The 12,251-nt window shown below is 41.0% G+C and carries 14 protein-coding genes; 13 read left to right on the top strand and 1 reads right to left on the bottom strand.

The window, feature by feature from the left end:
• The first annotated feature begins 1,249 nt into the window (after positions 1–1,249).
• The 7 genes from ACP59X_RS04875 (at position 1,250) to ACP59X_RS04905 (ending at position 6,773) form a co-directional block, all read left to right on the top strand.
• Positions 1,250–1,570 (top strand): hypothetical protein, encoded by a 321-nt coding sequence (locus tag ACP59X_RS04875; protein WP_428565639.1) that lies wholly within the window; start codon positions 1,250–1,252, stop codon positions 1,568–1,570.
• Between the two features lie 780 nt (positions 1,571–2,350).
• Positions 2,351–3,577, top strand: a complete 1,227-nt coding sequence (locus ACP59X_RS04880) for a hypothetical protein (RefSeq protein WP_428565641.1) — start codon at positions 2,351–2,353, stop codon at positions 3,575–3,577.
• Between the two features lie 405 nt (positions 3,578–3,982).
• Positions 3,983–4,270, top strand: coding sequence for a hypothetical protein (locus ACP59X_RS04885; RefSeq protein WP_428565642.1), 288 nt, complete (start codon positions 3,983–3,985; stop codon positions 4,268–4,270).
• Complete coding sequence (locus tag ACP59X_RS04890) at positions 4,263–4,796, top strand: hypothetical protein (protein ID WP_428565644.1); 534 nt, start codon at positions 4,263–4,265, stop codon at positions 4,794–4,796. The genes ACP59X_RS04885 and ACP59X_RS04890 overlap by 8 nt, the downstream gene beginning before the upstream one ends.
• A gap of 525 nt (positions 4,797–5,321) precedes the next feature.
• Positions 5,322–5,714, top strand: coding sequence for a gamma-glutamylcyclotransferase family protein (locus ACP59X_RS04895; protein ID WP_428569810.1), 393 nt, complete (start codon positions 5,322–5,324; stop codon positions 5,712–5,714).
• A 13-nt stretch (positions 5,715–5,727) separates the two neighbouring features.
• Positions 5,728–6,447 (top strand): hypothetical protein, encoded by a 720-nt coding sequence (locus tag ACP59X_RS04900; protein WP_428565646.1) that lies wholly within the window; start codon positions 5,728–5,730, stop codon positions 6,445–6,447.
• 11 nt (positions 6,448–6,458) lie between these two features.
• Entirely contained in the window at positions 6,459–6,773 is a 315-nt protein-coding gene (locus tag ACP59X_RS04905) for a hypothetical protein (RefSeq protein WP_428565648.1), read from the top strand.
• A gap of 152 nt (positions 6,774–6,925) precedes the next feature.
• Here ACP59X_RS04905 and ACP59X_RS04910 read toward each other — a convergent pair whose 3' ends face one another.
• The gene (locus ACP59X_RS04910; protein ID WP_428565650.1) at positions 6,926–7,354 is read right to left on the bottom strand and encodes a hypothetical protein; all 429 of its coding nucleotides are present in this window, start codon (positions 7,352–7,354) and stop codon (positions 6,926–6,928) included.
• 770 nt (positions 7,355–8,124) lie between these two features.
• Between ACP59X_RS04910 and ACP59X_RS04915 the strand changes: the two genes are divergently transcribed.
• The 6 genes from ACP59X_RS04915 (at position 8,125) to ACP59X_RS04940 (ending at position 12,251) form a co-directional block, all read left to right on the top strand.
• Complete coding sequence (locus ACP59X_RS04915; protein WP_428565652.1) at positions 8,125–8,826, top strand: hypothetical protein; 702 nt, start codon at positions 8,125–8,127, stop codon at positions 8,824–8,826.
• A gap of 179 nt (positions 8,827–9,005) precedes the next feature.
• Positions 9,006–9,509, top strand: coding sequence for a hypothetical protein (locus ACP59X_RS04920; protein ID WP_428565654.1), 504 nt, complete (start codon positions 9,006–9,008; stop codon positions 9,507–9,509).
• A 400-nt stretch (positions 9,510–9,909) separates the two neighbouring features.
• The gene (locus tag ACP59X_RS04925; RefSeq protein ID WP_428565656.1) at positions 9,910–10,527 is read left to right on the top strand and encodes a recombinase family protein; all 618 of its coding nucleotides are present in this window, start codon (positions 9,910–9,912) and stop codon (positions 10,525–10,527) included.
• Between the two features lie 120 nt (positions 10,528–10,647).
• On the top strand, positions 10,648–11,346 hold the full coding sequence (locus ACP59X_RS04930; protein WP_428565658.1) for a hypothetical protein: 699 nt from the start codon (positions 10,648–10,650) through the stop codon (positions 11,344–11,346).
• Positions 11,347–11,564: 218 nt separating this feature from the next.
• A complete protein-coding gene (locus ACP59X_RS04935; protein ID WP_428565660.1) occupies positions 11,565–11,792 on the top strand; it encodes a YcgL domain-containing protein in 228 nt (75 codons plus the stop codon).
• A 48-nt stretch (positions 11,793–11,840) separates the two neighbouring features.
• Positions 11,841–12,251, top strand: a complete 411-nt coding sequence (locus ACP59X_RS04940; protein ID WP_428565662.1) for a nucleoside 2-deoxyribosyltransferase — start codon at positions 11,841–11,843, stop codon at positions 12,249–12,251.

The raw sequence follows: 12,251 nt of genomic DNA on the forward strand, positions 1-12,251 counted from the left end.
TTGGGTTTTCCACTTTGTATCAATCATAGCAGAGTCAATGGTCTAGCGGAAGGGGCTGGCGTCAGCTTTTTGCTAAGTGATCATGATAACAGCGCCGGTATGCTGGGGGCAGTCCTCTGGCTGCCTTTCGAGAACTGGGAACCTGCACAATGGTGTGTAGGTACGGGGCAATTGTCGGTGGGAAGGTTGTTCGAGCCGGAGGTGATTGACCCCGGCGGCTCGGACTTCGCAATGGTGCCAACGGACCGATGAAGCCCAGTCCGGTAGCCTACGGCTTCCTTGAATGGACAAAAACGCACGCGCAAATTAATCAGGACACCAGACTCTGTCGATAGCGGTGCCAACAGGAACAAGCCTATGACCGTGGCTGGCAGGATTCACCCGACATCCTCCACGAGGGGCCACTCGCCTATCACCCCTGGAGCCACCAGAGACTGAGAGAGATCTAATCTTATCTTCCTTTCGAAAATGGACAAATTTTCATCGGCTGCCCAATTTGGGACCAGGTGAGGACTCTTTGGAGGTCCCGTTGGAATCGTAGTGATGGTTATTGAACAAGTGGCAGCGCCACAGCGGTTTATCGGAAATTATTAAGCTAAAGTGGTAAATGCAAAAGTCTTACCCCGGGATTCTGGGCATCGCAGTCTGAAAACTAGGGGGCAAGTGGTAAACATCGGATTTAGCCTCGCGTCGGCCGATTAGCCATGCTTCAAATCCGGACATCTATTTCTCCGTGTTTCCCGATTTGACCGATTCCAAAGTGGGGCCAGGAAAGTTTGTCTCGCTTTCTTTCGGCTCTTCGCTTCACATCCTCTACCAATTGAGAATAGCACTATTCGTATTTCCGGGATTGCTCAGGACATGCTGCTCAAAGTATGTTTATGATAATTTTGGGCATGATCTGAAATCAATAAATAGATGTGTCAAATAATACCAATCACAAAAATTTTTCTTATTCAGTAGTGTCGTAAAAGCTAGTAAATATAACTGCGTTTTTTGTGTCATGCTCGTCAGGTTTGTAGTGTAAGTTTGTTTGACGGAAGCAACTGATAAGCAAAGATTTATTGCTTCAGGGTTAAATGACGGTCGGGTTTTGATTTGTTTTTTGATAATTAGCTTGACAAACATAGACTTACCTGTTAGCTTGTCCTCAGATTTGAACGAGAAAAGTTCTTTGAAAAGTGACGTTGTTCAAATTGCTGGCAGTGGCTGTAGGTAGTTTAATAACACATATAAAAGGAGCGTTTGTATGAATTATTTCAAGAATTTTGATGGGAAGGCTGTGGCAATAGTTGTGCGAGAAGCTATCAATGATATCGCAAGCTACTCAATAGATAAAGATCTTAGGGTTACAACGGATCGTTGTGATGTAACAGAAAATCTTTCGGCGGGGTTGGAATTTATTGCCAGCTTTTCCAATGTTGAAAGATTTAACAACTACAACGACAGAAATTATTTGAGATTGGCCTATGAAATCGTCATTGAGTCAATGGATAATAAGTACAACTTGCTCGACATCTATCTTGTAGAGGTGTTTGTTAAGGGAATGCTTGAGATTGATTTCAATTAAATAACCCAATTGGTATGTTGAACGACATAAGTATCTAGTTTTTGATGCTTATGTCGTTCTGTCAACAAAATTACCCGTGCAAATAATGGTCAAAAAATTATTTTCAAAAAAACATTGATAATATTAAAACAAAGAATGAACCACAAACACATCTTTAATTTCTTTGATTTAAAAAAAGAGTCTCTCAAGTTTATTGCGGAGCTGTGCTTGGCATTGGCCAAGCTCATCTCTCAAGAATATTCTACTTGCTTATCGTGAGATGGATCTTGAAGCAGCAACTCACCTATGTGAAATAGTCAGATTAAAAATTTCTTCCTTATAATAATGGGGAGGCCATTTTAATGACAATCATTCACCTTCAACGATATTCCCGATTTCCATCGATAAACATTGATGTCTATATTAAGGCCATTATTTTCGTGTTTTGTACATGTACCTTCAACACGGGAGTGTATGGTTATACAAGTTGTATGCACCAATTATTTGATAACATTTGCCTTCAATTTTGTAGCATGCTTTTGCTTGCATATGCCTTCAACACGTCAGTGTATGGATTCACATATGGCATATATTAGCAGTTGCCATAAATTGCCTTCATTTATGTTTCGCTCCTACACTTACATGTACGTGTCTAGTCCTTGTGAGTAATCACGCAAGTATAGGTCCCGTGTAATAATTGTACTAGCATATAATTTAAAAACTATTTTACCTATTTGTTCTTTTCAATTGTGAGTTATTTTAAACTAGACAAGTACCCTAACTGCTGCCCTGGAGGTTTCAATGATGGACTACGATAAGTGTAATATTAAATTATCAATTGATTCGTTGTTTGCTGTGATGTCGTTGTCTATTGAAGAAATAACAACAATGAACACGAACATTGACACGAACAATTACTTCGTGAAATCAAGCAAGTCAAATGGTAGCTATGCTTATAATTACATCTACGATAATAATATGTTTATATCTTTTAGCCTGACGTCTGCCGGCGGAAATTTTAAAGTAAAGTATTTCTCGCGTTTTATACAAAGTAACACTATTGACGGGTTGTTTTTGGCAACAAGTAAAATGTTGGCGCGGCTTGGCGTTATATACTCTGTAGATATTTTAAAAGTAAAGCTGATGTATTCCGAAGGCCATTTAGCTGCCGATATTATTGGCAGCGGTGGTTTTGAGGCTACGCGGATAATGGAAGACGTCATGTCTGGTTTGTATAATAATACTAGTGAATACGCTTTCCGGACCACTTCGAAGAATGAAATATGGAGTTTTGGTTCAAAGAGCAATACTGAATTTAGTACTAGTTCTTGTAGCTTCAAAAATACTGTCCTCAAGGGTCAACTTGTTATAAATCAATACGACAAATTGCAAGAAATAATAGTTCATAGTGACAATAACGACTATTGGTTCGGTTTGTATTCCAATTTTGGTGTAATTGACCGCGAGGTGCTGACGTATATACGGGAAGCCAGTGAAAACAAAGACAAGGCTAGATTGTATAAATATTGCCTTGAAAATGGATACGGAATTTACCGTCTTGAATTTCAAATTAAAAAAAAGTTTTTCCAGGAGCATAAGCGAGGGTTGCCGAAAATTACTACGTTGTTTGACTTCATGCAGCGTCCAGCGACGATATTTAAATTTATTTTGGATAAAATATTTTGTATTTGCAATAACGATCCGCTGGCAAGTCCTGTTGAACCGTATGATATTATTAGAAAAAGTCTCTTGGAAGCAATTGAAGATGGGGAGCAGAATGTTTTAAATGGTGAAAATGGTATTGAAATATATAACCAAAGAGTATTCGCGAAACAGTTGTCGATTGAAAGGAAATGTTTGGCAACGTTTTTTAGCACTCATATTAAAAAGGTGTCGATGCTGAATAATAATATTAATGGATCATTTTTGAGCAACCGGGAGATTTCAGAATATTTTGAGGAGCTGCTGCAGGATGTTAACGATGGCACTGTTTACAATTACGATTACTTAGACAGATTCCAGGGATAGTGCATGCTGCGACGGCGACGCATCCATTATAAATGGTTGGGCCATGGCGGTGAAGATAATGGTTTGTTCCAGGGTGCCAAGTGCCTGTCGGGTCTGCCATGGCTTACATGAATCGCGGTGTGCAGGTTTAGTCGGCCAGCATTTGACCGATTGGACCTATAATTGTGGGCAAGGGGTTATTTCCCTCCAGGATGCCGCTGGCTGCGTTTTGCCGCTCAGGGTGACCTTTGCCCTCCCTCTGCCTCGAAACGCCGCGTATACGCCAAATTTGAGGCATAAAGAAGCTAGGCTTGAACCGAGTATAAATTATAGAGCGGTTATTGATTGTTGCTATTGTTAAAGTAAAAGCCCGAAAGTGAATTTTGTTTTCTTGAAAAAACTATTATAAAATATTTTGAGGAAAAAATGAAAAGTAATAAATTATATAATTTAATATTTAAAGCTGGCTCAATTAAGCATGACATAGATATGTTGGGTGATACACCGCAAAAGTGCTTTACAAACTTGTATAAAATTTTCAGACTAAAACTTGTACTAATAAGAAATAAAAATATTATTCCAGATCCAGCCTCGAGACCAATTGACCAAGGATTTGCAAAGCAAGAGCAACGCCGTAAAATGCGATTGTCGTTTAAAAACAAGCGAATAATGTTACATGATTATCCGCATTTAAGAGATGGTGCCAATGACTAGGCTCGGCAAATTACAACGAGCAATTATCTATCTACTAAATGATGACGACTATATCGGCGTGGATCAAGTTCTTGAGTATTTAGAACTTCCGCGCTCCCGGTCAAACTTGGTTTCTGTTCGTCGTGCTTTCCATTTATTGCAAAAACGAGAATTGCTAAATGTCGCTAAATTTGATTACGAAGATGGCCATGCATGGGGACTGATAGCGTGGTTGCCACAAGCAAAGCCCCCAGTTATTGTAGAAGAAATTAAAGTGGCTGAAGTTGAAAAGGTTGTGCTGAATTTTTTAAATTATTTAAGTAGTGAATTCAACTCAACATCAGGTGTAGATTATAAACTAGTTTTAAATTATATTAAAAAATTGAATGACAGAATCGGTGATATTCAAGAAGATGACGCCAGAGTGCCTGTCTCTTATCATCGTGCACTCAAATCACTGGCGGCAAAGAACTCAATTATTTTAGACTTAGTCAAAGATAATGGAAGGATTGAGGCAATCGCGTTAAATTCTTCCAACAATATATAATATTTGTTTTTTCCCTTTCTGAGCAACTCGCAAGGAACACAACAGAACCCCCTGGGCCTTAATGGATCTAGGGGGTTTGTTTATTTTTTTTGAAGTTGAGTTAAACAATTATTAGTAGTTGCTTATTTAATTTTTTTCATCGCCATTAAATATTTTTATTATCTGCTTATAGCGCTCATAACCAGTCTCGCCACCCATCCGCACTCCGTACGATAGCATCCTACCCACGGGCAGGCTGCCAATGCAATTTTCGCATAGGGTGAGCAAACAGTTGCTCGTAGCGACAGCTATACCATTTTCCTCAAACTTCTCATAATTTAAATTAAGTGAATAATAATAGGTGTTTTCAGGGATTGTCACGTCGCATATATCACATTCGAATATCATGTAAGCACCTCCAATCTTTTATAAATGTTTTATTGAAAATTACTTTTCTTAAAGTAAAAATTCGAGTTGACAAATTTTTGGGTACGTATATTCGACGATCCATAGATTTCAGCCAATGGAGAGACGAAAGTGAATCCGATGCATTTATTTGTTTATGGGACACTTAGGCGGGTGCAGTCAAACTATCAGCGACTACTTGACGGCAAAGAAGGATTTGAATTTGTCGGTTCTGCGACGACCGCAAATAAGTACACAATGTCCTCTTCAGGAATTCCATTTGTTCACAAGGAACCAGAAACCTCTACCATTAAAGGAGAAGTGTTTATGGTCTGGGACAATAAGTTAGTAAAATCGCTGGATGCGCTGGAAGGCCATCGGGACGGTGAACGTCACGGGTACCATCGGGAGCTGACGCCAGTCCGGTTAGATAATGGTATGAACATGTTGAGTTGGTTGTATTTTTATTACGGCATCCACCACGGCACGGTTGTTCAGTCCGGTGATTGGCTAAATCGAAACAACAATAAATAACGAGAATGTTGCCGTGAAAGTTAACTACAAATATATGGACTACGTCAGGTATTGGCCTGGGGATTCCCGTGTCCATGTTATTATTGATGCCCCGCACTGTTCCGGTGAGCCGAATGAGTCCGACGAGAGAACCATGGAGCTTTCACACGACCTAGCTGAAGCAACAGGAGCCGGAGTCATCCAGGCACTCATGCCTCGGACAATTGCAGACCTAAACCGTGATATTGACTTTAGTAATGTTGCCTCGGTTCAAGCACACGCACAACAACGTAAAGCTTTGTACCACATTCTAAAACATAAAAATGTGTTAAATACAGAAGGATTGGCTGACAATTGCTTCTTGTATGTTTCGCTTCACGGGATGAAAAATGGCTTCTCTACTGATTTGAAATCGATAGACATCGAAATTGGGACTCGTTGGGGTGCGTTATGTGAAGACAGCTTTGCAGACTATTTGAATTTGTTGCTCAGCGATTCCGGTAGCAATAACGTTCTGTTGAATAATAAGTTTATCGGTAGCAAGTGCCTTTATTGGCATATTAACGGCGACCCACGTGTGCCAGCGTATAAAGGATATGGGCGTAATTTCAAGATTGTTCAAATCGAGTTAAGCCGTGCGCTTCGATTTAAATATTATGACAATATTTTTCGAGTCCTGGCGGATTGTATTGGCACAATCCACCAAGATATAATCGAGAACAATAAAAGTAAAATATATTCTCAAATCCACTAGCTGGAGGTGGTATGTTTACGTTAACTGGAAGGACCTTTATCTCCTACGAGGACCATTTAGGGCGAGCAACCGTTAGCTTGTTGACCCAGTCCCAGGGAAATAGCGATGAAAATGAATGGTATGTCTTACTCGTAGATTTAATTGCAAGTAACCAAAAAGTTTACATTGCTTCCTTCCGGGGCATGGCTGTCGATATTGAGCAAGTCAAGTCGATTATTTTTCGTGGCAACATTGACGAAAGAAGTAGGATTGTAGGCTTAAGAAAGCTAATTATGGAAGCGATTCAAATCCATGAAAAAAAGATATCCCTAAATTTCAACAAATAATTCTGCAGGACAAGGCAAGCTTCTGGTTCATTACGCCGCAACCATACAAGCCGTGCCTTGTCCTGGGTATTTTATTTACATATGTCTATTCCTGGACACAGGTCCATTTATTTGTGGGCAGCATTTGGCCATGCTATTTTTGCAAAGTAAAACTACAGACATTGATTTTCCCACAGCACTTCTCCTTTCTGCACATCCTCAATAATAATCCAGTCGTCTTGAGTAATGCATCTCTCAACGACGTACCAGGATTGTGGATCTCCTGACCGAGCCAATCTTCTGTACCATCCTTTTTTAATTTTATGTTTGCAGCTCCAAATTGGCCAATGCTGGGCATCGGATATGTCGATTGTTATTCTTATCGCATGTTTATCAAAATTTTCTTTGAATTCTTTTGGTAAACGGCATTTATTTCTTAAATCAATGCAGCCTTGGTTAAATAATATGTGGTTGGTTATCCAAACAACATCAGGACCATAGTGCTTAATTTTTTCATGAATATTTGACTCGGTTGTGTTTACAATACCTTGGTTAATGATGTTCGCTGCATGATGTCTGCACGTAAAATGGTAAAGTAACATGTGCTTCCTCGCTTAGTTTTAGATATTCTTCGAAGTTCACTGAGAAGACGATAGCCGTCACGAGGAACCTAGATCGTTTCCGCGACTCCAGGTGGCCCCACTTTTGAGCCAAATCGGGTCCCTAAAGTGGACTTGGCTGTTCAACCATTTTCGTGCGGGTGAAGAGGAAGGAGCTTGGCAGGAGTGGTTCGGCTTAAGTGACTGGGGGTTCTTCGATGCTTCAAATGGAATTCATTAAACAATGAGGTCGCCTCACAACTTGACATAACTCGTTCAGGGCGAGCCTATTATGGATATAGTCCCCGGCCGGCGACGCGAATTCGGCCGGGACCGTTGCCAGATAGAGTGGCAGCCTGAGGGCGGTTCGCTGCTCAAATCCGAAGATATCAAGTTTCGTGCGAGCGATCTGGCACCAATAGGGGGGGGCCACGGGCGCGGTGACAAGTGCAACAATCCCAAAGGGCAGGAAGAATGTTTTCAAAAAAATCATATATTTCAGTTTATTGCGACAGATTAATACGATAATATTACTCAGGCAGGCACCATTAAAGTACAATCATAATGCATTATACTAAAATACAATACAAATTGTATGCTGTATTGAAGTTATACTTTATGTATGGTCAGAAATTATACGCAATAAAAATTTTGTTCTACGATACTTAGACAGTTTTTCGAAAATATTGCTTGACTTTTTCGGAAAATTATTGTTTATACAGTCCTGGAACTGACGGTTTAAGGTTCAAAATAATAATAGAAGGAGTAAGAGAATGGCAAAGTACGATATAACTCACACCTGTGGACACTCCAGGACGGTCGCCCTGTACGGTAAACACAACGAACGCGAGCGCAAGATTGAATGGATGGCCAACCAGGATTGCCCATCTTGCTGGGCGGCCAAGAAGCGCGAGTCCGACGCTCTCAAGCCCATCACGGCCACTATCTCATTGCTGCCCTTTCCTGGCGCTTGCGGCCATGTCCCGGTATTTCAGATCGCACTTACCGGGGGCACCGAACCCCGCAAGGAAGAGATTAAATCTTTGGGGTATAAATGGGGGGACATTAGTGGGAACTTCATGGAAATGTTATCTTTTAGCAGTCACCAAAAAGGCTGGGTGCGAAAAATAGAATGGATAACGGATGATGATGTAGCCGCTTCCATCGTGGCCCTGGCCCCTCTCAATCCCAAAGTTGTAAACAACATCAAGCCGTGGGATGTGGCCTTGCTCAAAAAAAAGCAAGCCATGCACGAGTCCCAGGAAGCAGCTGTATCCGCCATCCCCAGGCCTGAGCGGCCGGCCTGCTACCCCGTTGGTGGCTGGAACGGAAAAATCTACGGGGGCTTCCGCATCTATGTTGATGGTGAAGAAGTCCGGCTCAACAAGGCAGATGCCCAGGCCATCGTGGCCTATCAAACTGCCATGGCCGCCTACCAGGAGGCCTGCGTGAAAGTACGGGAGCAAGTGGCCTAAAGAGATAATGGGAAAATATCATTCAAAACTAGATGCAAAAACTTTTGCAACTTAAATGATTTTATAAAGATGCTGTATATATGCCTGAAGGTCTTGTTGGCTTCAGTTTAAAACTGTGGCTTATAATTATCCTGAGGCTGGCGGCTTTAAATTTAACGAAGTAATGGATGAATTGTATCATGTCTAATGTTGCAGTTGAAAAAGTTATTGGTAGCATAACCAGAGATCAGATTATTGTAAAAATCAATGAAAATATGGATAGAATTGAGGGGAAACTCGGTGAATTATCTGAAACTTTTAATAGCATTGGCAATGCAATGAGTAGCGGTTATCAAGGTAATTACACTGATGATGATTTAGAATGGATGTGCGAAGAAATAAAAGGTATCGGCATTGGACTGGGTGGCGTGAGTGATGAGGCATTACGACTCTTAAGATTATTGGGTGTAGGGATGGAATTTAGGTTGATTTATGAAGTAGATATGGATAAGTGTGCTGAGTATTGTGATGAAGATTATTGCACTTCGCTGACATGGCCGGAAAGGATATATAAGAAAGGGGTTACTTGGATAGCTAGTTATTCATGGGATTCCGATGTGCCTTATGATGAGTTTCCATCCATTGAAGATCTTTGTATTAGCTGTGAACTTCCAGAAGACGCTTTAATTAAAGTTGATGGATAGTAAGGACGGGTGATCATCACAAAACTGGCAGCCCAACCTGTCCATTAAGATGCAAATTTTCCAATTTCATTTATATATAACAAGAAAAGGTCCCGTTCCTTTCTGGGGGTGGGGCCTTTTTTCTTGGTGCATCAGGCAGGGGACACTCAATTGGTGGTTAAAATGTCCAGGTCAGCTTCGGGGATCTGGCGGCTTGAAGGCGAGATGGATGATTGGCGGAGAAGAGGAGCAAGGAGACTTCGTGATCAAAAACGCTGAGATGAGTACCATGTGTCAACCATAATCGAACGTCATAGCAGTGCATTTATGTCAATCGAAACACCAATTTTTAGTTGACGGATATTGTCCATTTAAATTATAGAATAGCCATTGAAGTTGACATTTACCCACGGAGCAACAAATGAGCACGACCTGGGCATATTTGAGGGTCTCGACATCTAGGCAGGAGCTGGACAATCAACGCTTGGAAATTTTAAATTTTGCCAACCAGGCCGGCATCCGAGTTGACGAATTCGTGGAGGTGGAGATTTCCAGCCGGAAGACCACGGAGGAACGGCGCATTGACGAACTGCTGGCTCGTTTGGCTCCAGGGGATACCGTTGTCGTCAGCGAGTTGTCGCGGCTTGGTCGTTCGCTCGGGGAGATGGTTCAGATAGTGGAGCAGCTGAAGGAAAAGGAAGTGGCGCTGATCGCCATCAAGCAGGGAATCAATACCCGAAGTGACTCTGATATGGCATCCAAGTGTATCATCTACCTGTCCGGGATGTTTGCTGAGCTTGAGCGTGACTTTTTGAGCCAGCGAACAAAAAATGGTCTTGAACGCGCCAAGGCACAAGGCAAGGTCCTTGGTCGCAAGAAAGGTAGTCTTGGAAAATCGAAAATGGATGAACATGTTGATGAGATCAAGAGGCTCATCACATTGAAAGTGCCGAAGGCATCCGTTGCAAAGATCCTTGGCGTGAGCCGGCAAGCACTGTATAAATTTATTGAAAGCCGAAATATTGATGTCGCTAGCTGACAAAGTGTCTGGGCAAGAACTTTTTTAGGGACAAAGAGATATCCCTTGATTTTGAAGATAGATATTGCAATATTTTTTATTTGATGTATGGTCCTCCATAACAAGTTCAAGGAGGAATTTATGAGTATATATGATGATTGTTTTGAGATGCAGGAATTGTTAGACAGAGGATGGTCAATTCCAATAATTAAAAATTTATACGGCGACCCTAGGCATGTGCTAGGTTTGGGCATTAACAAAAAGGCATATCGATATTACAAAAAGTCAGACGTTTTTAAAATTGAGAGTTCTTTTGAATTCAAATTTCAAAAGCACAAGTATGGCATTTATGTTGAAAAAAAGCGTCTTAAAAAAACCATAGCGATGGTTAATGGATCTGTGGATTATTGTAAAAAATTTAAGTTTGAATTTAAAGATAGTCCCGTTCAAGAAATAGCCAATTCCGCTGTGCGGCGTTATGTAAGGACGATGGTGTACAAGACTGGGCAACCGAAAATGTCTAATGGCGACAAGTGGTCGCAAGGTATTAACGAAACAGAATTCCAAAAGACAGCAATCGACTACATTAAAGAATACGAATGCAACTATAACGAGGCGGCAAGTTATATTGACAATCTCCGTGTTGCGATGCGTAGTTTCGGACTTTGGTTTGTCGATTATAACGCGTGCTTCCGGCTTTTGAACTGCAATTTGTATTCTACGATTTCTTTAAAATACCAAAATCTTTCTGGTCTGTGTAAAAAATTGATAAGTGATTCTGGCTACGCTAACCACTATTTAGATTCAGCTGTGCTAGATATTGTGAAAGATAAATTATAGTGTGATTGTGGTGTTGTGGGTAAGGGGGGGGCTTAAGGCTCCCCCTGGCTCTTTGTTCTTGGTAGTGATAAATTCAAAATATAAATGGTAAAATTTCAACGAGAAATTGTGAATGGTGGGGAGTAAGATTTCTTCGATTTCTCTCTTTTATTGCGCTCTATGTCGTGAGATTTTCTGACACAGCACATTAAATGTTTTGCTACAGGGAGTAGACGCTAGTGATTTTTGCGATTCATCAAAGCAAGAGCAATCTTCGGATATACCTTTTCACAAAAGTAGAAGGCAATCTCTCGGGAGTTCCCGAGGGGGTGATCGAACATCTAGGGAAAATTCAATTTTTGCGAAATTCCCGCGAGCAATCAAAGGAAACAGAAATTATAGCTTTACGCTACAAAGAGATTGAAGCTAAAATAATATCTGATGGATATTGCGTGTTGAAGCTGTAGTGAGTCATGGTGTCTGTCCTTGATGCAAAAAAATGGAGAGGATTCGAAATGAAAATATATCAGGCTGGTCCATTGTTTACTGAAGCTGACCGAGATTGGCACAAGAAATTTACGTCTGCTCTGAATCAGAAAGGCCATACAGCGATCTGGCCAGGCGATCTATTTGACGAGGAGCATTTATTATCTCTTGGGATTAAAGCCAAGGAACATATTTTTGAGAGATGTATGAATACCATTGACGAATGTGATATTTTAGTTGCTCTCCTCGATGGGACTCAAGTTGATGACGGGACTTCATGGGAGATCGGCTATGCTTTCGCCAAGAATATACCTATTTATGGAATCAGGACTGATTTCCGCAATGGAGGAGATACAAGTCATTCAATGGTGAATTGCATGATCGAGTGTTCATGCAAAGGAATCGCGAAAAGCATTTCCGAATTGTTAGAACTACTATAG

The organism is Solidesulfovibrio sp. DCME (assembly GCF_049995385.1).
Taxonomy (GTDB): domain Bacteria; phylum Desulfobacterota; class Desulfovibrionia; order Desulfovibrionales; family Desulfovibrionaceae; genus Solidesulfovibrio.

Bases quoted from the DNA above. Each gene is read 5' to 3' on its own strand.
- ACP59X_RS04875 (WP_428565639.1), top strand. From the start codon at position 1,250: ATGAATTATTTCAAGAATTTTGATGGGAAGGCTGTGGCAATAGTTGTG.
- ACP59X_RS04880 (WP_428565641.1), top strand. From the start codon at position 2,351: ATGATGGACTACGATAAGTGTAATATTAAATTATCAATTGATTCGTTG.
- ACP59X_RS04885 (WP_428565642.1), top strand. From the start codon at position 3,983: ATGAAAAGTAATAAATTATATAATTTAATATTTAAAGCTGGCTCAATT.
- ACP59X_RS04890 (WP_428565644.1), top strand. From the start codon at position 4,263: ATGACTAGGCTCGGCAAATTACAACGAGCAATTATCTATCTACTAAAT.
- ACP59X_RS04895 (WP_428569810.1), top strand. From the start codon at position 5,322: ATGCATTTATTTGTTTATGGGACACTTAGGCGGGTGCAGTCAAACTAT.
- ACP59X_RS04905 (WP_428565648.1), top strand. From the start codon at position 6,459: ATGTTTACGTTAACTGGAAGGACCTTTATCTCCTACGAGGACCATTTA.
- ACP59X_RS04910 (WP_428565650.1), bottom strand. From the start codon at position 7,354: ATGTTACTTTACCATTTTACGTGCAGACATCATGCAGCGAACATCATT.
- ACP59X_RS04915 (WP_428565652.1), top strand. From the start codon at position 8,125: ATGGCAAAGTACGATATAACTCACACCTGTGGACACTCCAGGACGGTC.
- ACP59X_RS04920 (WP_428565654.1), top strand. From the start codon at position 9,006: ATGTCTAATGTTGCAGTTGAAAAAGTTATTGGTAGCATAACCAGAGAT.
- ACP59X_RS04925 (WP_428565656.1), top strand. From the start codon at position 9,910: ATGAGCACGACCTGGGCATATTTGAGGGTCTCGACATCTAGGCAGGAG.
- ACP59X_RS04930 (WP_428565658.1), top strand. From the start codon at position 10,648: ATGAGTATATATGATGATTGTTTTGAGATGCAGGAATTGTTAGACAGA.
- ACP59X_RS04940 (WP_428565662.1), top strand. From the start codon at position 11,841: ATGAAAATATATCAGGCTGGTCCATTGTTTACTGAAGCTGACCGAGAT.